The sequence below is a fragment of the Amycolatopsis jejuensis genome (assembly GCF_000717335.1).
Lineage (GTDB): Bacteria > Actinomycetota > Actinomycetes > Mycobacteriales > Pseudonocardiaceae > Amycolatopsis > Amycolatopsis jejuensis.
The window spans coordinates 37,460-58,955 of the sequence record NZ_JNYZ01000043.1; the positions used below are offsets into that span (position 1 = coordinate 37,460).

A 21,496-nucleotide genomic window follows, 5' to 3' on the forward strand; every position below is an offset into this window, starting at 1 on the left:
CGTCGGTAATGGGGCGGCGTTCGGTGGTCGGCGTTCGAGGAGTGCGGCCGTGGCCAGGACGACCGGATGTACGGCTGGGCCGGTCGGTGGTTCGGGCGCGGAGCGGGATTGTGCGGGTGGTCCGGCGTTGGTCGTGACAGGTTTGACTGCTGGGAGGAGTTCGTCGGACAGGGGTGCGGTGGTCGAACCGGCACCTGAGCCGCTGGTCGCGATGCCCAAGATGGGCTGCGGTGCACCGGAGTGGGTGCTGGACGGGCTGGTTGCCGTGCCCGAGGTGGGTTGTGGTGGCGTGCTGGCGTGGGTGGTCGAGCCTGTGCTGGTCACGGTGCCCGAGGTGGGTTGTGGTGGCGTGCTGGTGTGGGTGGCCGAACCGGTGCTGGTTGCGGCGCCCGAGGGAGACTCTGGCGTGCCCAAGCTGGGTCCCGGAGCTACGCCGGCGCACGCGGTTGGCGCGCCGTCCGCAGAGCTCGCGCTGAGGTCAGCCGGGGGGCCAGCGAGCACCTCATCCGCAGTGCTCGAAGCAGGCTCACCTGGCGCAACATGCGCCGCAACAAGCGCCGCACCCAGGCCCGCAACGGCGTCCGGGCCGAACGCGCCCGGCTCGGAAATCGGCGAAACCTCGTCACCGGGCCCAGCGGCCGAGCCGGGTGCGTCCGGCGGGGAACCCGGCTTGCGGGCCGGGAGGAAAGATCGGGTAGTGGTCACGTCGTCCATCGTCGGGGATCGGCGATGGTCGGCCGGGCCGTCGGGCCGGGTTGTCCACAGGCGGGCGGAGTTGTGGACAACCCCGGGGTCACCGAAGGCTGCCCGCAGGGGCGGGCCTGGTGGCAGGGGGTAGAATCATTCCCGCAGTCCACTCGCTGGGCTGACTTCGCGTGCACGTGCGCGCGTTCCCCGGACGGTCCGCCGCAAGGCCGGGTCCGGACGGTGGGGCGCACGGTGTCCGGCGGTCCCTGGGGTTTCGGCAGTGAAACCCATGGGTCCGGGCGCTGGTCACGGCACCAGGGCGAGCGGTCACCCGGCCGCGAGCGACGAACCGGAACAGCGCCTCCGGGGCCGGAACGGGCCGCGGGAGCGCGTGACTACAGAGAAGGTGTGATTCCGGCAATGGCCGTCGTCACCATGAAGCAGCTGCTCGACAGCGGCGTGCACTTCGGGCACCAGACCCGCCGGTGGAACCCGAAGATGAAGCGCTACATCTTCACCGAGCGCAATGGCATCTACATCATCGACCTGCAGCAGACGCTGACGTACATCGACCGTGCGTTCGAGTTCATCAAGGAAACTGTCGCGCACGGCGGCACCATCATGTTCGTCGGCACGAAGAAGCAGGCGCAGGAAGCGATCGCCAACGAGGCCGCGCGCGTGGGCATGCCCTACGTGAACCAGCGCTGGCTCGGCGGCATGCTCACCAACTTCCAGACCGTGCACAAGCGCCTTCTCCGCCTGAAGGAGCTCGAGGCGCAGGAGCAGACCGGTGGCTTCACCGGCCTCACCAAGCGCGAGATCCTCACGCTCACCCGTGAGAAGGACAAGCTGGAGAAGACCCTCGGCGGTATCCGCGACATGGCGAAGGTGCCGAGCGCGGTGTGGATCGTCGACACGAAGAAGGAGCACATCGCCGTCGGCGAGGCTCGCAAGCTCAACATCCCGGTCGTCGCGATCCTCGACACCAACTGCGACCCGGACGAGGTCGACTACCCGATTCCGGGCAACGACGACGCGATCCGCTCCGCCGCCCTGCTCACCAAGGTCGTCGCCGAGGCTGCCGCGGCCGGGCTGATGGCCCGTTCCGGCCGCAATGGTGCGTCGGCCGACGCCAAGCCGGAGACCGGCGCGTCGGACGAGCCGCTGGCCGAGTGGGAGAAGGAGCTCCTCGCGGGCTCGGAGAACGCCACCGCCGACGCGACCGAGGCGGCTGCGGCCACCGCGGACGCGGCAGGCGAGCAGGCTCAGGCTCCGGCCAACTCCTGATCCACCGTGCCCGGGCGGTCCGCGCAGGGCCGCCCGGAGCACCGCTCACCGCACCACCACGTACCTGAAACGGACGGATTCAACACGATGGCGAACTACACCGCCGCTGACGTGAAGCGCCTGCGCGAGATGACCGGCGCCGGCATGATGGACTGCAAGAAGGCTCTCGAGGAGAACGACGGCGACTTCGAGAAGGCCGTCGAGTTCCTGCGCATCAAGGGTGCCAAGGACGTCGGCAAGCGCGCCGAGCGCGCCACCGCCGAGGGCCTCGTGGCCGGCGACGGCGGCGTCATGATCGAGCTCGACTCGGAGACCGACTTCGTCGCCAAGAACGACGAGTTCCAGCAGCTCGCGGCCAAGATCGTCGAGGCCGCGAAGACGCTCAAGAGCAGCGACGTCGAGGCGCTCAAGGCCGCCGACCTCGGTGGCAAGCAGGTCAACGAGGCCGTGCAGGAGCTGTCGGCCCGCATCGGCGAGAAGCTCGAGCTGCGCCGCGTCGTGTCCTTCGAGGGCCAGACCGCCACCTACCTGCACCGCCGCGGCTCGGACCTGCCGCCCGCGGTGGGCGTGCTCGTCGAGTACACCGGCGGCGACGTCGCTGCCGCTCGCGGTGCCGCCATGCAGGTCGCCGCGCTGCGCGCGAAGTACCTGACCCGCGACGAGGTGCCCGCCGACCTCGTCGAGAACGAGCGCCGCATCGCCGAGCAGACCGCCCGCGAGGAAGGCAAGCCGGAGCAGGCGCTGCCGAAGATCATCGAGGGCAAGGTCAACGCGTACTACAAGGACAACGTGCTGCTCGAGCAGCCGTCGGTGAAGGACAACAAGAAAACCGTCAAGGCCCTGCTCGACGAGGCGGGCGTGACCCTGACCCGGTTCGCCCGGTTCGAGGTCGGCCAGGCCTGAGCGAGGCACTGGGACTAGGTTCTGGCACTGTGCCCCGTCTCCGTGGATCCGGGGACGGGGCACAGTCGGGTCTACCGAGGGGCAGGAGGCGACACTGATGGGTGACGACCGGGTCGAGGGTGGCTATCGCCGCGTACTGCTGAAGCTGGGCGGCGAAATGTTCGGTGGCGGCTCGATCGGGGTCGATCCCGACGTCGTGCACTCGGTGGCCCAGCAGATCGCCGCGGTCGCGCGCACCGGAGTCCAGGTGGCGGTGGTGATCGGCGGCGGCAACTATTTCCGCGGCGCGGAGCTGTCGCAGCGGGGCATGGACCGCGACCGCGCCGACTACATGGCGATGCTCGGCACCGTCATGAACTGCCTTGCCCTGCAGGACTTCCTGGAGAAGGAAGGCCTGCCCACGCGTGTGCAGACCGCGATCACCATGGGCCAGGTCGCCGAGCCCTACATCCCGCGCCGCGCCGAACGGCACCTCGAGAAGGGCCGCGTGGTGATCTTCGGCGCCGGGGTCGGCATGCCGTACTTCTCCACCGACACCGCCGCCGCGCAGCGCGCGCTTGAGCTGGGCTGTGAAGCCGTGCTGATGGCGAAGGCCGTGGACGGCGTCTACACCGCGGACCCGAAGACCGACCCGGACGCGAAGATGTTCACCGAGATCAGCCACCGCGAGGTGCTCGAGCGCGGCCTCAAGGTCGCCGACGCGACCGCGTTCAGCCTCTGCATGGACAACAACATGCCCATCATCGTGTTCAACCTGCTCACCGAGGGGAACATCGCCCGTGCGGTGGGTGGTGAGAGGATCGGCACGCTGGTCTCCACCCCCGCCGCCGGGGTGACCGCCTAGACCTGCTGGGATCAGCACAGGTTCGACAATCACAAACACCGGGAGTAGCCGTGATCGACGAGACCCTCCTCGATGCCGAGGAGAAGATGGAAAAAGCGGTGTCCGTCGCGAAGGAAGACCTCACGTCGGTGCGGACCGGACGGGCCAACCCGTCGATGTTCTCCCGCATCGTCGTCGAGTACTACGGTGCGCCGACCCCGCTGAACCAGCTGGCGAGCGTCAACGTGCCCGAGGCGCGGATGGCGCTCATCAAGCCGTACGACCAGACCCAGCTCGTCGCCATCGAGAAGGCGATCCGCGAGTCGGACCTCGGCGTGAACCCGAGCAACGACGGCAACGTGATCCGCATCGTCATCCCGCAGCTCACCGAGGAGCGGCGCAAGGAGATGGTGAAGGTCGCGAAGAGCAAGGGCGAGGACGCCCGCGTGTCGATCCGCAGCGTCCGCCGCAAGGCGAAGGAAGAGCTGGACCGGATCGCGAAGGACGGCGAGGCGGGGGAGGATGAGGTCGTGCGCGCCGAGAAGGAGCTGCAGAACCTCACCGACACCTACGTGCACCAGGTCGACGAGCTGGTGAAACACAAGGAAGCCGAGCTGCTCGAGGTCTGATGAGCCAGGTGAGCGAGGAACGCGAGGAGCGGGTGGGACCCACCCCGCCACCGGAACCGGCCGGGGCGCCGGACCGGGGATCGCGGCCGGACCCAGCGGCGGATGAGCCGCGGGCTGCGGATGCCGAGCTGCCTTTGCCGGGGGGACCGGCTGGGCGTTCTTCGCTCCGGGATTCGGAGGGACTGGGGAGTTCGGCGGCGGAATCTGCTGCCGAGTTGGGGAAGACGGCGGAATCCGCGGCTCGCGAGTTCGAGGAGACGCCGGGGTCGACGGCCGGGGCCGGATCAGGTCCGAGTGCGGAATCCGCTGTGCAGGCTGGACAGAAGCCGAAATTCGCGGCTGGTACGGGTAGGAATGCGAAATCCGCTGCCGGGGTGGGCAAAGATGCCAAGGCTGACCCTGGGGTAGACGCGGCGGGTCGCTCGGCGAAGGATGCTGCGGGTCGTTCGGCGAAGGACGGTGCGGGTCGCTCGGCGAAAGACGCTGCGGGTCGCTCGGCGAAGGATGCTGCGGCTCACCCCGCCAAAGACGCTGCGGCGCAGACTCAACCCGAAAAGAAAACCTCCCGCGCAGGGCGGGATCTTCCTGCTGCCATCGGGGTCGGGTTAGTGCTCGGGGCGGCGATCATCGTCTCCCTGCTCACCGTGCGTTTCCTCTTCATCGGGGTGATCGCCGCCGCGATTGCCGTCGGGACTTTCGAATTCGCGGGCGTACTCAAGCGCGTCGCGGATACCCGGATTGCGCTCGTGCCGGTGCTCGTCGGCGGGCAGGCGATGATCTGGCTGGCCTGGCCGTTCGGGCGGGAAGGCGCGCTCACCGCGTTCGGGCTCACCGTGCTTGCCTGTCTGCTCTGGCGGTTGCCCGGCGGGGCCAAAGGCTACCTGCGGGACACCGCCACTTCGGTGTTCGCCGCCGCGTATTTGCCGTTGTTCGGGGCGTTCGCGGCCATGCTCGTGCCACCCGAGGACGGCGTCGGGCGGGTGCTCACGTTCCTCATTGCCGTCGTCGCGTCCGATACCGGTGGGTACATCGCCGGGGTGCTCGGCGGCAAGCACCCGATGGCGCCCACGATCAGCCCGAAGAAGTCCTGGGAGGGCTTTGCCGGGTCGATGGTCGCCGGGATCGTCGCGGGGGCGCTCACGGTCAGCCTCATGCTGCACGGCCAAGCGTGGCAAGGCGTCCTGTTCGGCGCGGCCATCGTGCTCACTGCCACGCTCGGCGACCTCGTCGAGTCGCTCATCAAGCGGGACCTCGGCATCAAGGACATGGGCACCATGCTGCCCGGCCACGGCGGCATGATGGACCGCCTCGACTCGCTGCTGCCGTCGGCCGTCGTGTCCTGGCTGCTGCTGTCGGCGTTCGTTCCGGCCTGACGCTTCGGTCCGCGCCGAAGGTTCCCCACGGTTGACTCGGGGACATGATCCGCAACCCCGCGCTCGTCGCCGTCTGCATCGGGTTCGGCATGATCCTCGTCGACGCGACCATCGTGAACCTCGCGTTGCCCGCGATCGGCGCCGGCTTCGGCGAAACGTCCACGGCGGCGAGCCAATGGGTCATCGACGCGTACACCGTTACGCTCGCTGCGTTCCTGCTCACCTGGGGTGCGGCGGGGGATCGGTGGGGTTCGCGACGGGTGTTCGTGGTCGGGGTTTCCGTGTTCGTCCTTGCCTCGCTCGCGTGTGCGCTCGCCGGATCGCTCGCCTGGCTGATCGCCGCGCGGGCGGTGCAGGGGGCCGGGGCGGCGGCGTTGCTGCCGTCGTCGCTCGCCTTGATCGCGCACCAGTTTCCCGAGCCCGGTGAACGTGCGCGCGCACTCGGGGTGTGGGGTGGTACGAGCGGGATCGGGCTCGCGGCCGGACCACTTCTCGGCGGGCTCGCGGTCGGGCTCGCCGACTGGCGGCTGGTGTTCGCGGTGAACGTGCCGGTCGGGATCCTCGCTCTCGTGCTGACCCGGCGGTACGTCGCCGAAACGCCGCCGCGTCCGCGTACCCGGTTCGACGCTGCCGGTCAGATCCTCGGGACCGCGGCGCTCGCCGGGATCGTCGCCGGATGCATCGAAGCCGGGCACCGGGCCGGCGTCTTCCTGCTCGGCGGCGGCATCGTGGCGGCCGTCGCCTTCGGTGTCGTCCAGCGGGTGGTCCGCGACCCGGTGCTGCCGCCCGGCGTGCTGCGGATCCGCAAGTTCGCCGTGGCGACCGGGATCGGCGCGTTGTTCAACTTCTGCATCTACGGCACCCTCTTCTGCCTTTCCCTTTACCTGCAACGGGTTTGGGGATTCGGCGCACTCGCGGCCGGGCTCGCGCTGGTACCGCTCACCGCGGCGATCGGGATCGCCGCGTTCTTCAGCGGACGGCTCACCGGGCGGTTCGGGCCGCGCCTGCCGATCGTCGCCGGTGCGGTGGCCGGGCTGGCGGGTGCGGCGGGGTTCGCGCTGCTGGACCGGTCACTGGCGCTGCTGATCACGTGTTCGCTCGTGTTCGGGTGCTGTGCCCTCGCCATGCCCGCGATGACGTCGCTGGCCATGAATGCCTTGCCCGGCAAGGCAGGTCTCGCCGCCGGGGTACTGAACGCAGCGCGGCAGACCGGCGGCGCGGTGGGGGTGGCGCTCGTCGGCGGGCTGCTGCCGGGTGCTGCGATGTGGCTCGTCGCCGCCGGGTACGCCGGGATCGCGGCACTGACCGCCGCGACCGGACCTCAGTCGTCGTAAGGGTCGTCGACCTCGGCGCGGCCGACACCCTCGAGTACCCGCGAGTGGTCGATCACCGCGAACACCGCGCCGTCGGGATCGGCGAGGATGGCGGTGCGGCCGTACGGGGTGTCGTACGGCTCGATCACCACCGAGCCGCCGAGCATCAGCGCCTGTCCCGCGGTGGCGTCCGCGCCGCGCGCAGGGTCGACCTCGAAGTACACGAGCCAGTGCGGGGGAGTGTCGCGGCGGTATTCCGGACCCATCACGTACCGGTACAGGACCGGCGTGTGGTCGATGGAATATTCGGTGTAATCGACGCTCTCGCCGTCGCCGACCTGGCGGCTCGAGTAGTTGAACAGCTTGGTATAGAAGTGATCCGCGGCCACGCCGTCGTGCGTGTTGAGGTCGGCGCCGCTGAACGTGCCGGGTACGCCGCCCGCGAACTGCCAGTCCGGCGGGGCCTCCCAGAACACCACCGGCGCGCCGCACGCGTCGAGCGCGTGCAGGATGCTGCCGCGTTCGGGGATCGCGACCGGTCCCAGGGTCACCTGGCCACCGAGGTGTTCCACCCATTCGGCGGCACTCGCCGTGTGCGGTACCGCAATGTGCAAGGTCCACCCGGGCACACTTCTTGCCCCCGCTTGGTACAGACCACCCGCGGGAACGCCGTCGTGCGCCGCGATCCAGTACCGGCCGTTCGGGGTCGCCGGGTCGCGCCGGACCTCGTACTGCCAGCCGAAAAGGCCTGCGTAGAAGTCCTGCGCCCGGGTTTCGTCGTGGCAGGCGACCTCGATCCAGCACGGCAGACCTGCCGGGATCACGCGGGTACCCGCGCCGCTGATCGACATACTGCCCTCCTCCCGATGAGGGAGAAGTCTATGCGCAGAAGCGAGGTTCTACCCTCTGAGCGGGAGAATCCGGCGCGAGGTGTTGCCGGCCCGGAGCAAGTGAGGTACCCGTGCGCTGGTTCTCCCGCGGCCCGGACCGGTCCGACGAGGTCGTTCCGAGCCCGAACATCTGGTACCACCAGCAGGTTTACGACGTCGAGAACCGCGCGCAGGACACCGACGGCGAGATCTGGCGGGTGCTGCGCGAGGAGTGTGGCTGGACCGGTCGCGACGTCCTCGACATCGGCTGCGGTGACGGATACCACTTGCCGGTTTTCGCTCGTGACGCACGTTCGGTGCTCGGGATCGAACCGCACCCGCCGCTCGCGCGCGATGCCGAGCGGCGGGTGCGGGATCTGGGGAACGTGCGGATTCGCCTCGGCCGCGCGCAGCTGCTGCCGGTGGACGACGCCAGCGTCGACGTCGTGCACGCGCGCACTGCGTACTTCTTCGGCCCCGGTTGCGAACCCGGGTTGCGGGAGGCGGAGCGGGTGCTGCGGCCCGGCGGGTCGATCGTGATCGTGGACCTCGACGTGACCAGCGAGCCGTACGGCGGGTGGATGCGCGCAGACCTGCCGCATTACGACCCGCCCGCGGTGGAACGGTTTTTCGCCGCGCAAGGATTCGGCTGCCGCCGGGTGCGCACGCGCTGGCGCTTCGCGGACTTCGCCGCGGCGGAATCAGTGCTGAAGATCGAGTTCAGCGCGAAGGTGGCCCGGCAGGCGATTGCCGACACGCGCCGGCTGAACCCGGAATCGGGCGAGGTGACGCTGCCGGTGGGCTACCGCGTGCATTGCCGCGTCAAGCCCACCGGCCTCGTCCTGCCCGGTCACTCGGCCGCCTCACCCGACTCTTCGGACTCTTCGGGTTCGTCGACCTCGCCGAGGATCGAGTAGAGCGACCGCCGTGCCTCGTTGAGCACGTCCACCGTGCGGGCCTGCTGGCTCGCACTGCCGGCGCGCATCACCTGCACGACCGCTGCGGCGAGCGTGGCGCCTGCCTTGCGCAGGTCGTGCTCGACCGGGTCGACGTCGTCGGCGAAGTGCTCCCACGGCGGCGTGCCGGTCTGCTGCTCGGCTGCCGCGCGGCCCTCGTCGGTGAGCTCGAACAGCTTCTTGCCGTTCTCGTCGCGGCTCACGACCAGGCCTTCGTCGGCCAGCATCTGCAGGGTCGGGTAGATCGAGCCGGGGCTGGGCTTCCAGAACCCGCCGCTGCGCTCGCCGATCTCGCGGATGATCTCGTAGCCGTGCCGCGGCTGCTCCACCAGCAAGGCGAGGATCGCCGCCCGCACGTCGCCGCGCCTGCCGCGACGGGGACCGGGTCCGCGGTGTCCGCCCGGACCGTGGCCACGCCGTCCCCGGCCGGGACCGCCCGGGCCGAAGAACTCGCCGAACTCACGGCCCCACGGACCGAACGCGGATCGTCCGCGCTGTCCGGCTTCGCCGTGCTCGTGGTGACCGGGGAAGGGGTGGCCACCGGGGAAGGGATGTTGTCGTCGGTTCATGATCTCTGTTCCTTTCTCGAACTGTTGCGACACGTTCACGATATATCGGAAACGGTCGGTTCGCAACCTGCCGGGTCAGCGCGGGGACCTGGCCGACCGGCGAAGACGGCAGTCGGCGATACTCGTCCCACACGCCGAAACCCCCGACGACCTGGGAGACCTGACCCCCGATGCTGGACCGTGCGGTCATCGACGCCCTGTTCCCCACGGATCTGCCCGAACCGGAGCACTGGGAACAGCGCTACCCGGAGCGGCAGCTGCCCGACGGCGCGAAGGTGACGCGGTTCGGCCCGTCGCCGACCGGCTTCGTGCACATCGGCGGCATCTACGTGGCGACGATCGACCAGGACGTCGCGCGCCGCTCTGGTGGCCGGTACCTGGTACGCGTCGAGGACACTGACCAGTCGCGCGAGGTCGAAGGTGCACTGGAGCAGTTCGAACGCGGCTTCGCCTACTTCGGGCTGAAGGCGGACGAGGATTCGCTGCGCGGTGGCGACTACGGCCCGTATAGGCAGTCCGAGCGCGAGCAGATCTACCTGACGTACGTACGGCACCTGTTGCGCGAAGGCCGCGCGTACATCGACTTCGCGACGAAGGACGAGCTGGCGTCGATCACTGCGCGACAGCAGGCGACGAAGCTGCCCACTGGGTACTACGGCTCCTGGGCGCTGTGGCGTGACGCTGACCCGGCCGACGTACAGGCGAAGCTCGACGCCGGTGAGCCGTGGGTGGTCCGGTTCCGTGCGCCCGACGACACCGGCGCGCGTGTGCGCTTCACCGACGCGATCCGCGGCACGATCGAGGCCGAGGCCAACCGCAACGACGTCGTCATCCTCAAGAGCTCCGAGCAGAGCCCGCGGCTGCCCACGTACCACTTCGCGCACGCGGTCGACGACCACCTGATGCGGGTGAACCTCGTCATCCGCGGCGACGAGTGGATCTCGTCGGTTCCGGTGCACCAGCAGCTCTTCGGTGCGCTCGGGTTCGAGCCGATCGAGTACGCGCACATCGCGCCGCTGATGAAGCAGGAGGGCGGCAGCAAGCGGAAGCTGTCGAAGCGCAAGGACCCGGAGGCGTCGGTCGACTTCTACCTCGAGTCCGGCTATCCGGTGCCCGCGGTGCTGTACTACCTGCGCGGCCTCGCGAACGGGCGGCTCGCCGAAATGCCGCTCCCCGAAGCCCTCGACGCGCCGATCAACCTCGACGAATGCGGGGTCGCGGGTCCGCTCGTGGACCTGGTGAAGCTGGACGACCTCTCCGCGGACCACGTCGCGACGCTGTCCGGCACGGAAATCCTCGACCTGGTGCTGGAGTGGGCACAGCGGTTCGACCCGGCGCTGCAGGAGGTCCTGGAATCTTCGCGGGAGCTTGCGCTGCGTGCGCTGGCGGTGGAACGCGACGGCGCGGAGAACCCGCGTAAGGACCTCAAGAAGTGGAGCGATTTCCGTGCGGTCTACGGGTTCTTCTTCCCGCAGCTGCACCAGCCGGTGACCGGCCCGGAGGACGAGCGGATCGCAGCGCTCGGCGTGCCGTCGGAAGTCGTGCGCGCGGTGGCGTCGGATTTCGTGTCGGCGTACCGGCAGCTCGACGACGGCCAGGAATGGTTCCAGCAGATCCGCGACGTCGCCGCGAAGCACGGATTTGCCCGTAATGCCAAGGAATACAAGAAGGACCCGGAGGCGTACCCGGGTTCGATCCGCGAGGCGTCACAGATCATCCGCATCGCGATCACCGGCTCCACCCGCAGCCCGGACCTGCACGCGATCACGGAGGCACTGGGTGCGGAGGAAACGGTGCGGCGCTTGGACAATCTGGTGGGCTGAGGCAGACGGGGCCGCGCGCCGTACCGGGACCTGCTGGTCAGTGGCCGGTGCCGACACCGGTACTGCAGGGCGGTTTCGCCGCCACCTCCGGGTGGCTGGGTCGGGTCGACGCCGTCAGCGAGGACTGTGTGGCTCGATGCTGCACCGGGCGTGGCAATGGCAGTGGCCACGCCGGCCGGAACGGCCAGAGCCAGTCCCGGACCAGCGACGGCCAGTGCCGATGCGGCGAACTTGCGAATCCGCATGAACTCCTGAACGACCCGGAAATCGGTGAATGACGCGAAACGTAGCGTAGGAGTGGTTCCGTTCATTCGCATCGCGATCACCGGTTCCACCCGCAGCCCGGACCTGCACGCGATCACGCAGGCACTGGGCGCGGAGGAAACGGTGCGGCGCTTGGACAATCTGGTGCACTGACCGGAGTGCGGGGCCCGCGTCATCGCGCACGCAGGCCCCGGACGATCACCGGTACTCCCAGAGCTCCCACGATCCGTTGTGGTTCCGGCACTGGTGCGGTTGCGCCGCGCCTCCGCCGCCGTGGATGTCGATCCATCCCTGGTGGCAGGCGCCTTCGGAGCCGTAGTAGTGCCCGGTGTAGTACCAGTTCGCCGCTGAAGCGTTCGTCGCGGTGGCTGCGAGGATCCCCAACGCCAGAAATGCCGTTGTCACGAGCTTTTTCATGGTGCCCCTCTTGTTCGATCGCCAGTTGCGCATCTCACACTGACGCATCGGCGGGGGCGGGCACGGCGCGGCGGGCCGGTGTCCGTGCCTCGGGGGGTTATCCCTCACCAAGATCACGCGCGGGCGACGTCGCCGATTGCTTCGTCCAAAATGGACAATCCGAGGGCGATTTCGTGTTCCGTGGCGGTGAGCGGCGGCGCGATCCGGAACACGCCGCCCATGCCGGGCAGCTGCACGATGTTCATGTGCAACCCCAGTTCCAGGCAGCGTTGCGTCACCCGCGCGCCGAGTTTGTCGGTGTCCGGGCCGCCGGCCAGTTCCAGTCCGGCGAGCAGGCCGCGGCCGCGGATTTCGCCGACGACGTCGTGCCGGTGTGCGATTTGCGTAAGCCCGGTGTGCAGCAGGCTGCCGAGCTGACGGGCGCGTTCGTCGAGGCGGTCGCGGGTCAGGATGTCCAGTACGGTGTTGCCGACGGCGGCCGGGAGCGGGTCCGACACGTGCGTGGTGAAGAACAGGAACCCGCGTTCGTGGGCCTCCTGCTCGATCTCCGCGCTGGTCAGCACGGCCGCCAGGGGCAGACCGGCGCCGAGGGTCTTGGACAGGGTCAGGATGTCGGGGACCACGCCCTCGTGTTCGAAGGCGTACCAGGTTCCGGTGCGGCACAAGCCGGTCTGCGCCTCGTCGAGGATCAGCAGCATGCCGCGTTCCCGGCATTTCCGTTGCAGGGCCACGAAATATCCCGGCGGCGGCACGAGAATGCCGCCGGAGCTGAGGATCGGTTCCACGATGCACGCGGCGAGGCTGCCGACGGATTGCGCGTCGATGAGGTCGAAGGCGAGGTCCAGCTGGTGCTGCCACTCCGGCCCGCTCGGCACCGGAATGGCGAAGTTGCCGGGCGCGGCCGGGCCGTACCCCTTGCGGCCCGCGCTGTACGTGGCATTCGCCGCGGCCTGCGTCATGCCGTGCCACGAACGCGCGAATGACACGATCTCGTGCTTGCCGGTGACCAGCTTGGCCATCCGGATCGCGGCCTCGTTGGACTCGGCGCCGGTGGTGAGCAGCAGTGCCTTCTCCAGGGGGTCCGGCAGCGTTTCGGCGAGGCGCCGGGCGAGGTCGACGACCGGACGGCTGAGCATGCCGCTGAAGAGGTGGTCGAGCTTCGCGGTCTGCTGCCGGACGGTCGCGACGATTTCCGGATGCCCGTGCCCGAGGATCGCGCTCATCTGGCCGGACGTGAAATCGAGGATGCGGCGGCCGTCCTCGGTGTACACGAAGCTGCCTTCGGCGCGGTCGATGATTTCGCCGGTGAACGAGCCCGGACCGGCGTAGCGCACGAGGTGGCGGTCGACGTCGGACCAGAAGGTGTCGGTGGCCATGCCTGCGACGGTAGATCCGGTCCGAGCGCCGTGTCCATCTCACAGTTTGCGCTTGCTTGTTCGATGCTGTCGCACAACGATGGGGGCATGCTGAACCCGTGGCGGTTGCGGCTGCTGAGCCGGCTCGACGTGCTGGGCACGGTCCGCGCGGTCGCCAAGGACGTGAACCTCAGCGCGTCCACCGTGTCGCATCAGCTCGCGGTGCTCGAGACGGAAACGCGCACCCGGCTGCTCGAACGCACGGGACGGCGGGTCCGGCTCACGCCCGCCGGGCAGAAACTGGCGCGCCAGGCCCGCGCGATCCTCGATCACCTCGACGCGATCGAGGCCGAACTGCGCGGCGACGAACCGGCCGGGCTCGTGCGGATCGGCGCATTCCAGAGCGCGATCCACACGTTCGTCGTCCCGGCGGTCACCCGGCTCGCGGCCACCTTCCCGCGGCTGGAAACCGAACTGGTGGAACGGGAACCGCACGACAGCGTGCCTGCCCTGCGGGCCGGTGACAGCGACGTCGTCATCACCACCACCGATTTCTCGGACCTGCCGCTCGGTCCGGACCTCGACATCGTCCGGCTGGCGACCGACCCGATCGTGCTGGTGACCGCACCCGGCGGCCCGCGCGGCCCGGCAGTGCTCGCGGACTACGCCGCCGAGCCGTGGGCGCTGGACGTCCCGCCGTCGTACATGGCGCATCTGACGTTGCGGCTGTGCCGGGAGTCCGGTTTCGAGCCGCGTGTGGTGTGCCGGTTCAGCAACTACTTGATGACGTTGCAGCACGTCGAGGCCGGGTTGTCGATCGCGTTGCTGCCGGGGCTGGCGGTGGATCAGCGGTACCGGGTCGCGACGCGTCCACTGGCGACGCCGGTCACCCGCACGATCGTGGCGGTCACCCGGCGGGCTTCGCCGCGGCGAGCTGCGGTGAACGCGGTCCTCGACGCGCTGCGGCAGCCGCCCGCGGTCCCGGCCGGGGTGGAGCTGCACCTCGGCTGACGCGTGTGGGACACTTGATCGGTCATGACTGTCCTCCCTCTTGTTTTCGACGCGCCCAAGCGCGGCCTGCCGCCGCGCCATCTCGCCGACCTCACCGTGGCCGAGCGGGCCGAGGCGGTCGTCGCGCTGGGGGAGAAAGCCTTCCGCGCCAAGCAGTTGTCGAACCACTACTTCTCGCGGCTCACCGTCGACCCGGCGGAGATGACCGACATCCCGGCCGCCTCGCGCGAGCGTCTGGTGGCCGACCTGATGCCGCCGCTGCTCACCGAGGTACGCGCGCTGGCCGCGGACGCCGGTGCCACGCGCAAGACGCTGTGGCGCGCGCACGACGGGACGCTGCTGGAAAGCGTCCTGATGCGGTACCCGGATCGCGCCACGCTGTGCATCTCGAGCCAGGCTGGTTGCGGCATGGCGTGCCCGTTCTGCGCAACGGGCCAGGGCGGCCTCGACCGCAACCTGTCGACAGCGGAGATCGTGGACCAGGTCCGCTCGGCAGCCGCGGTGATGCGCGACGGCGCCATGCCAGGCGGCCCGGGTCGGCTGTCGAACATCGTGTTCATGGGCATGGGCGAACCGCTGGCGAACTACAAGCGGGTGGTGGCGGCGGTGCGGCGGATCACTGATCCGGTCCCTGGTGGTCTCGGTATTGGGCAGCGTTCGGTGACGGTGTCGACGGTGGGTTTGGCTCCGGCGATTCGTCGGTTGGCGGATGAGCGGATGCAGGTGCGGCTTGCGGTTTCGTTGCATACGCCGGATGACGAGCTGCGGGATACGTTGGTGCCGGTCAATGAGCGGTGGTCGGTGGATGAGGTGTTGTCCGCTGCGCGGTATTACGCGGATACGTCGGGTCGGCGGGTTTCGATCGAGTATGCGTTGATCCGGGACATCAACGATCAGCCGTGGCGGGCGGAGTTGCTGGCTCGCCGGTTGCGGCAGCATCTGGGCCAGTTGGTGCATGTGAATGTGATTCCGTTGAATCCGACGCCGGGTTCGAAGTGGGATGCGTCGCCGAAGCCGGTGGAGCGGGAGTTCGTGCGGTTGGTGAATGCCGGTGGGGTGGCGTGCACGGTGCGTGATACGCGTGGTCAGGAAATCGCCGCGGCGTGTGGCCAGCTGGCGGCTGAAGGCTGAGTTGTTCGTTTCGATGGTGGAGTGTTTGTCGTGATGTATGCCCCCAGCCTGTTGGAGCCGGCTGGGGAGGAGCTGCGGCTCGCGGATGTGTGCGGCCGTGGTGCGACCGAGGTGGCTCGCGAGGCGCGTGCACTGCTGGGTGAGCGGTTCAGCACGGTGACGTTCATGTATGTGCTGATGCGGGCGTTCGAGGTGGAGTACACGGCAGCACGGGATGCATCGCGGTGGCATGAGTTCCATGGCGGCCCGCGGGCGCTGTCGGATGCTGACCTGGAGAAGCTGCTCGCTCCCTGGCTTGCCCGCTGACCACTTCGATCAGCTGCCTGCCTCCGAACAAGCTAAGAGTTTCTCGACACGAGCGCGTAGCGGGATCGTCTTGCCCGGTATCGAGCTTCGGAAGAGCCAGTCGTTGGACGTGTTGCCGTAGGGGCGTTCGAGTACCGGGTCACGCCACCGGCATGCCTGCTCACGCAGCCATCCGCCGGGAACGAAGACGAACTTGTGTACCTCTTCTGCCGTCGCACGAACGTCGATTCCGTGCTGGCCGCCACAGCTTGGGCGGATGCCGGACTCACGATCCGCCGCGAGCGGGTGACCGGTGTCCACCCGCTGGCCGGGCCCGGAGCCGAGATCACCACCGACAACGCCTCCTACACCGCGGACTTGGTCGTCGATGCACGCGGCGGTGCGAGTTCGAGAGGTTCCTCCAAGCACATGGACGAATCGTGCGACCTGATCTACACCTCCCGGTTCTACACGTTGACCGGACCTTCTCCCACCAGCTTGGAATACGGCTACGGAACCAGTCGCTCGTTCCGCGGGTGGTCGGGACAGGTCTTGCGGCAGGGAACGAGCGATTTCGTGCTGGTCATCGCTCGCATGATCAGCGAAAAAGCCCCGTTTCGGATCGCTGGCACAGCTGACTTCGACCGGATTCTCTCGAAGATTCCCGGCATAGCCGAGTGGTGTCGGCCGGGCACATCGATCCCCCTTTCCGACCTGTCCACCCATAGCGGCGCCAGGAATGTGCTGGTAGACACCTCGACGGATCCTGACTATCTCGTTCGCGTCGGCGACTCACTCGCGGTGACCGATCCCCAGCTTGGGCAAGGGGCTTCCCTTGCGGCGTGGGAATCCGGCGTGCTGATCGAAGAAATATCCCGCAACAGTCCCGCCGCCGCAGCCGCGTCATATCGGCGGCAAGTGGAACGGGTCCTGGAAGATCGGGTTCTCCGATCACGGTCGTATTCGAGGTACCGATCCGCCCTCTGGCCTGGCGACTCGAGCCGGAAACCGGATGATTCGGCCGCGGACGCGCGTGTCGCGGAGCGACTGGACCTGGAGCGAGATGCCAACGAGAACCGCGACTCCTGGTTACGCTGGAACAGATCCGTCGCACTGCTGGATCTTGGCGACGACCGGTGAACTCGGCGATTGGTGACAACGAAAGCGGCGGGAGTCCACTTTGCCCGATCTTGTAGCACTGGCGATCAAGGACGGCTGGACGTCCGCTCGGCGCGATGACTACCCGGTGACGCTCGAGTACTTCCAGGCTCTCCGTTCCGAACACCCGGAGGACCCGCGGACCCAGTACGCGCTCGCTTGCGCGCTGGACTACTCCGGCTTGGAGGCCGGTGCGGCGGAGGAGTACGAGCGGTGTGACTGGTCAGCGCTGCCGGATGACGATCGTCGCGGCGGGAGGGTGCAGTATGCCAGCACGCTGCGGAACCTGGGCCGGTACAACGAGGCGCTCGCCGTGCTTCGGGCCGTGCGGCAGGAACACCGCCTGGATGGCGCCGCTGTCGTGTTCACGGCGCTGACTCTGGTCGACCTGGGGAACGCGGCCGCCGGTGTCGCGGAGTTGGCGAACCATCTCCTGGATGTGTCCGACGACCAGAGGCTGCTGCGCTATGAGTGGGCACTTCGCCGGTACATCGGGGCGATCGGGACATCGCCTTCCTGAGGCCGGACCGCGATTCCGATCTGCGTCAAACTTTCCTAAGAAGACTGACCGGCGCACAGGGGTCTCGCGCGGTGATGCCGAAGCAAGGGCAGGTCCTGGCCGCGTTCCCGGTGATCGGAAGGCAATCGATCTCTGGCGCTGATCATCGCCACTCCGACTGATCGGTTTGGGCAATGAACTGTCAGCGTGCTGGACAGTGTGTCCCCGACGGGCCAGTTGCGATACATCAACCTGACAACTGGTCGACGAGTAACCTCGGCCAACACGGCTGCAGACCTGACCGCCTAGGTTGCTCACGGTGGCGATACGAGCCCCTTGAAAGGTTGGGCTTGGTCCAGCGCGGTCTAGGCCTGGCTGTCGTGATCTTGCAATGTCGGTCGACGCCAAGCTAGTGGATGCGTGTGGTGCCAGCATCGTCTGCCGGGTTCGCAAGCGCAGGAAACGTGGGGCTCATGTCGAAGGATGAGGAAGCGGAACACGCTGTTGAACCGGCGCGATGCGTATCGCTCGAAGGTTGTAAAACGGTGGGCATGGGTAAACCGCTGGCGAATTTCCGTCGCGTTATATCGGCGATACATTGTATTGTTGATGCGGCTCCTGCTGAGCTTGGCATTTCGCACCGTTCGGTGACGGTGTCGACGGTGGGGTTGGCTCCGGCGATCCGGAAGTTGGCGGGCGAGCGGATGCAGGTTCGTTTGGCGGTGTCGTTGCACACGCCGGACGACGAGCTGCGCGATACTTTGGTGCCGGTGAACGAGCGGCGGTCGGTGGATGAGGTGCTCTCGGCAGCCCGGTACTACGCGGACACGTCCGGTCGCCGTGTCTCGATCGAGTATGCGTTGATCCGGGATATCAATGATCAGCCGTGGCGGGCGGAGTTGCTGGCTCGCCGGTTGCGGCAGCATCTGGGGCAGTTGGTGCATGTGAACGTGATTCCGTTGAATCCGACTCCGGGCAGCAAGTGGGATGCCTCGCCGAAGCCGGTGGAGCGGGAGTTCGTGCGGTTGGTGAATGCCGGTGGGGTGGCGTGCACGGTGCGTGATACGCGTGGTCAGGTGTCGTCTGCCACCAGCATGGGACCACCTGAGCGCTGGTTTGCCATGAGGATGGGACCACCTTGATCAGGGTTTTGCCACTGATGGGACCACCACCCGGACGTGTCCGTGTGGCGTCCCGACCTCCGGTCGTCTGCCGTTTGTGCTGGTCAGATGGCATATCGGGAGGTTTCGGTGATCGAGATCAAAGAGGTGCTGCGGCTGTGGCTGGCGGGCCATTCGCTGCGTGAGGTGACCCGGCTTGCCGGGTTGGACCGGAAAACGGTCCGCAGGTACGTCCAGGCCGCGCAGGCGGCAGGCGTGGCCCGCGAGGGCGGCGACGGGCAGCTGACCGACGAGGTTCTCGGGGCGGTGGTGGCGGTGGTTCGCCCGGACCGGCCCCGCGGCAACGGCGCCTCGTGGGAGGCGATCGCCGTGCAACGTGAGCAGATCCAGACCTGGCTGAAGCATGATTTGACCCTGGCGAAGATCCACATGCTGCTCGGGCGCCGCGGTGTCGTGGTGCCCTACCGAACGCTGCACCGATTCGCGGTGGCGGAGCTGGGGTTCGGCCGCCGTCAGCCGACGGTGCCGGTGACCGATGGCAAGCCAGGCCAGGAAGTGCAGGTCGATTTCGGTCGGCTCGGCCTGGTCCCGGACCCGCCCACGGCGCGGCAACGGGTCGCTCAGGGGTTGATCTTCACCGCGGTCTACTCGCGGCACATGTTCGTCTATCCGACGCTGCGGCAGACGCTCGAGGATGTGGTGGCGGGGTTCGAGGCGGCGTGGGTGTTCTTCGGCGGCGTGTTCGCGGTTGTGGTGCCGGACAACATGAAAGCGATCGTGGATCAGGCCGACGCGGTCGATCCGCGGTTGAACGACGCGTTCCGCGAGTACGCCCAGTCTCGCGGGTTCGCGGTCGATCCGGCGCGGGTCCGGCATCCGCGTGACAAGCCGCGCGTTGAACGGTGCGTGCAATATGCACGGTCGAATTTCTTTGTGGGAGAGGACTTCCGCGACATCGACGACTGCCGTCAGCGTGCGGTCGTCTGGTGCGCCGAGGTCGCCGGGACCCGCATCCACGGCACCACGCAGCGACGGCCGGGTGAGGTTTTCGAGGCCGAGGAGTGCCCGGTGTTGCTTCCGCTGCCGACCGACGGGTTCGTGATTCCGTCCTACACGCGGCCGAAAGTCGCCCCGGATCGGCATGTCGAGGTGGCCAGGTCTCTCTATAGCGTTCCGGGTGACCTTGTCGGGCAACGGATCCTGGCCCGCGCCGACGGCACGACGGTCAAGCTCTACTGGCGCGGCCAGCTGATCAAAGTCCACTCGCATCAGCAACCGGGCCGGCGGCGCACCGATCCGGCGGACCTGCCCAGCGAGGTGACCGCCTACGCGATGCGCGATCTCGACGCGTTGAACCGCCGGGCTGCGGCGCACGGCGATCACATCGCCGCCTACGCCGCCGCGCTGCTGGAGCATCCGTTGCCCTGGACCAAAATGCGGCAGGTCTATCGGCTGCTCGGTTTGGTCCGCCGACACGGCGCCGACGCGGTCGACGACGCCTGCGCCCGGGCGCTGGAGGCCGAGGCGGTCAACGTCGGCCTGATCGACCGCATGCTCACCCGCGGCCTCGACGGCCGACCCGTCACCGCGCCGGTTCCGCTCAGCACCGCCAGCCGTTTTGTCCGTGACAGCAAGGACTTCACCGTCAGGAGGCCTTCATGAGCCCCGCCAGCCGCGCCACCACGGCCCGGAACACGACCACCAAGCCCATCGAGGTCACCGCGGAACTCAAGGCGCTGCTGCGGCGCCTGAAGCTCGGCAGGCTGCTCGACACCCTGCCCGAACGCCTCGCCCTCGCCCGCGGCGAACACCTTCCGCATCATGACTTCCTGGAGATGCTGCTCGCCGACGAGGTCACCCGCCGCGACCGTCAATCAGCGCAGGTGCGCGCGAAGATCGCGCACCTGGAACCCGGGATGCACCTGGATGCCTGGGACGAGTCGACCAAGGTCGCCTACGACCGGCAGCTCTGGGCCGAGCTGACCTCGCTGCGGTTCCTCGCCGACTCCTACAACGTCCTCATCATGGGACCGGTCGGAGTCGGAAAAACCTTCCTGGCCAACGCTTTGGGCCACGCCGCGGTCCGGCGCAAGTACTCCGTCCACACCGAACGCGCGGACAAGGTGTTCAAGCGGCTCAAGGCCGCACGACTGGACCACACCTACGACGAGGAAATCCGGAAACTGCACCGCGTCGAACTGCTCATCCTCGACGACCTCGCCCTCCACCCGCTCGACGCGGTGCAGACCAACGACTTCTACCAGCTGATCGTCGAACGTCACCGGGAAGCCTCCACCATCGTCACCTCCAACCGGGAACCGCCGGAGATCCTGGCCATGATGGCCGACCCGCTTCTCGCCCAATCCGCGATCGACCGGTTCCAGTCCGCCGCCTTCGAACTCGTCATCGAGGGCGAGAGCTACCGACAGCGCCAGAAGCCCACCATCGCCGCTCTCGCCGACCGCGACCGCGACACCCGCAGTTGACCATTTCCACCGACTGGACCACCATCAACACACGGCCCGCGACCGCCGGCCCGAGATGGTCCCTAGCTCGTGGCAAACGGTGGTCCCATGCTCATGGCAGGCGACAGTCAGGACATTGCGGCGGCGTGCGGGCAGCTTGCTGCTGAGGGTTGAGTTTTCCTTTTCAGAGTTGGAGTAGTCGTCTTGTTGTGTGCGCCGAGCCTGCTCGATCCGGCGGCGGAGGAACTGAAACTGGCCGACGTGAACAGCGCAGCAGAGGCAGCCCGAACGGCACGAACGTTGCTGGGCGAACGCTTCGACGCGATGAGCTTCATGTACGTCCTGATGCGGGCATTCGAGGTGGACTACCACGCTGCTCGGGCGGCCTCTCGGTGGCACGGGTGTGGGCAGGGTGCGTTGTCGGACACGGATCTCGAGGTCGTGCTTTCTCCGTGGCTCGGTCGCTGATTCGGAACCGCGTCTACCGCCTCTGGACCAGATCGACGGTTGTCGCTCGACGCAGGTCTGGGGCGTCACGAACGGTGCTTGGGCGGCACT

General features: G+C 68.1%; 20 protein-coding genes and 2 pseudogenes. 18 read left to right on the forward strand and 4 right to left on the reverse strand.

The genetic code is table 11. The features are described from left to right. Nucleotides 1-1,107: 1,107 nt before the first annotated feature. The 6 genes and pseudogenes from rpsB to OO71_RS40825 all read left to right on the forward strand — a co-directional run bounded on the left by rpsB (nt 1,108) and on the right by OO71_RS40825 (nt 7,036). Nucleotides 1,108-1,974, forward strand: coding sequence for a 30S ribosomal protein S2 (rpsB, locus tag OO71_RS40800; RefSeq protein WP_033295417.1), 867 nt, complete (start codon nt 1,108-1,110; stop codon nt 1,972-1,974). Nucleotides 1,975-2,061: 87 nt separating this feature from the next. Then, nucleotides 2,062-2,877 (forward strand): translation elongation factor Ts, encoded by an 816-nt coding sequence (tsf, locus tag OO71_RS40805; protein WP_033295418.1) that lies wholly within the window; start codon nt 2,062-2,064, stop codon nt 2,875-2,877. A gap of 97 nt (nt 2,878-2,974) precedes the next feature. Beyond that, entirely contained in the window at nt 2,975-3,721 is a 747-nt protein-coding gene (gene pyrH, locus OO71_RS40810) for a UMP kinase (protein WP_033295419.1), read from the forward strand. A gap of 50 nt (nt 3,722-3,771) precedes the next feature. After that, entirely contained in the window at nt 3,772-4,329 is a 558-nt protein-coding gene (gene frr / locus OO71_RS40815) for a ribosome recycling factor (protein ID WP_033295420.1), read from the forward strand. Nucleotides 4,330-4,877: 548 nt separating this feature from the next. Beyond that, nucleotides 4,878-5,702 (forward strand): annotated as a pseudogene (locus tag OO71_RS51810) (phosphatidate cytidylyltransferase); the annotation flags it as partial. Nucleotides 5,703-5,746: 44 nt separating this feature from the next. Further along, nucleotides 5,747-7,036 (forward strand): MFS transporter, encoded by a 1,290-nt coding sequence (locus OO71_RS40825; RefSeq protein WP_051792903.1) that lies wholly within the window; start codon nt 5,747-5,749, stop codon nt 7,034-7,036. Here OO71_RS40825 and OO71_RS40830 read toward each other — a convergent pair. Further along, nucleotides 7,024-7,866: a VOC family protein gene (locus tag OO71_RS40830; protein WP_033295422.1), complete on the reverse strand. Its 843-nt coding sequence runs from the start codon at nt 7,864-7,866 to the stop codon at nt 7,024-7,026. The genes OO71_RS40825 and OO71_RS40830 overlap by 13 nt on opposite strands. 110 nt (nt 7,867-7,976) lie before the next feature. Between OO71_RS40830 and OO71_RS40835 the strand changes: the two genes are divergently transcribed. Further along, nucleotides 7,977-8,801, forward strand: coding sequence for a class I SAM-dependent methyltransferase (locus OO71_RS40835; RefSeq protein WP_033295423.1), 825 nt, complete (start codon nt 7,977-7,979; stop codon nt 8,799-8,801). On the opposite strand, the gene OO71_RS40840 is transcribed toward OO71_RS40835, so the two are convergent. Further along, nucleotides 8,735-9,409: a PadR family transcriptional regulator gene (locus OO71_RS40840; RefSeq protein WP_211260819.1), complete on the reverse strand. Its 675-nt coding sequence runs from the start codon at nt 9,407-9,409 to the stop codon at nt 8,735-8,737. The genes OO71_RS40835 and OO71_RS40840 overlap by 67 nt on opposite strands. Nucleotides 9,410-9,579: 170 nt before the next feature. On the opposite strand from OO71_RS40840, the gene OO71_RS40845 reads away from it, so the two are divergent. Both OO71_RS40845 and OO71_RS52720 read left to right on the forward strand, forming a co-directional pair. Next, on the forward strand, nt 9,580-11,232 hold the full coding sequence (locus OO71_RS40845) for a glutamate--tRNA ligase (RefSeq protein WP_033295425.1): 1,653 nt from the start codon (nt 9,580-9,582) through the stop codon (nt 11,230-11,232). A 297-nt stretch (nt 11,233-11,529) separates the two neighbouring features. After that, nucleotides 11,530-11,649, forward strand: a complete 120-nt coding sequence (locus OO71_RS52720; protein ID WP_245633943.1) for a hypothetical protein — start codon at nt 11,530-11,532, stop codon at nt 11,647-11,649. Nucleotides 11,650-11,694: 45 nt separating this feature from the next. Here OO71_RS52720 and OO71_RS40855 read toward each other — a convergent pair whose 3' ends face one another. Then, complete coding sequence (locus tag OO71_RS40855; protein WP_033295427.1) at nt 11,695-11,913, reverse strand: hypothetical protein; 219 nt, start codon at nt 11,911-11,913, stop codon at nt 11,695-11,697. Between the two features lie 113 nt (nt 11,914-12,026). Further along, nucleotides 12,027-13,289, reverse strand: coding sequence for an aspartate aminotransferase family protein (locus OO71_RS40860; protein WP_033295428.1), 1,263 nt, complete (start codon nt 13,287-13,289; stop codon nt 12,027-12,029). Nucleotides 13,290-13,376: 87 nt separating this feature from the next. Between OO71_RS40860 and OO71_RS40865 the strand changes: the two genes are divergently transcribed. From OO71_RS40865 to OO71_RS40905, 9 genes and pseudogenes are all read left to right on the forward strand, one after another. Next, on the forward strand, nt 13,377-14,279 hold the full coding sequence (locus tag OO71_RS40865) for a LysR family transcriptional regulator (protein WP_033295429.1): 903 nt from the start codon (nt 13,377-13,379) through the stop codon (nt 14,277-14,279). A gap of 24 nt (nt 14,280-14,303) precedes the next feature. After that, the gene (gene rlmN, locus OO71_RS40870) at nt 14,304-15,410 is read left to right on the forward strand and encodes a dual-specificity RNA methyltransferase RlmN (protein ID WP_033295430.1); all 1,107 of its coding nucleotides are present in this window, start codon (nt 14,304-14,306) and stop codon (nt 15,408-15,410) included. Between the two features lie 30 nt (nt 15,411-15,440). Next, a complete protein-coding gene (locus tag OO71_RS40875; RefSeq protein ID WP_033295431.1) occupies nt 15,441-15,716 on the forward strand; it encodes a hypothetical protein in 276 nt (91 codons plus the stop codon). Between the two features lie 231 nt (nt 15,717-15,947). Continuing rightward, the gene (locus tag OO71_RS40880; RefSeq protein WP_156096806.1) at nt 15,948-16,835 is read left to right on the forward strand and encodes a hypothetical protein; all 888 of its coding nucleotides are present in this window, start codon (nt 15,948-15,950) and stop codon (nt 16,833-16,835) included. A gap of 40 nt (nt 16,836-16,875) precedes the next feature. Beyond that, nucleotides 16,876-17,373: a tetratricopeptide repeat protein gene (locus OO71_RS40885; RefSeq protein WP_084145618.1), complete on the forward strand. Its 498-nt coding sequence runs from the start codon at nt 16,876-16,878 to the stop codon at nt 17,371-17,373. A gap of 524 nt (nt 17,374-17,897) precedes the next feature. Further along, nucleotides 17,898-18,494, forward strand: a pseudogene (locus OO71_RS40890) (radical SAM protein); the annotation flags it as partial. A gap of 108 nt (nt 18,495-18,602) precedes the next feature. Then, on the forward strand, nt 18,603-20,135 hold the full coding sequence (gene istA, locus OO71_RS40895; RefSeq protein WP_245633944.1) for an IS21 family transposase: 1,533 nt from the start codon (nt 18,603-18,605) through the stop codon (nt 20,133-20,135). After that, the gene (locus OO71_RS40900; RefSeq protein ID WP_033295434.1) at nt 20,132-20,959 is read left to right on the forward strand and encodes an ATP-binding protein; all 828 of its coding nucleotides are present in this window, start codon (nt 20,132-20,134) and stop codon (nt 20,957-20,959) included. Before istA ends, OO71_RS40900 begins: the two co-directional genes overlap by 4 nt. 240 nt (nt 20,960-21,199) lie before the next feature. Further along, complete coding sequence (locus tag OO71_RS40905; protein WP_425388745.1) at nt 21,200-21,406, forward strand: hypothetical protein; 207 nt, start codon at nt 21,200-21,202, stop codon at nt 21,404-21,406. Nucleotides 21,407-21,496: the final 90 nt, after the last annotated feature.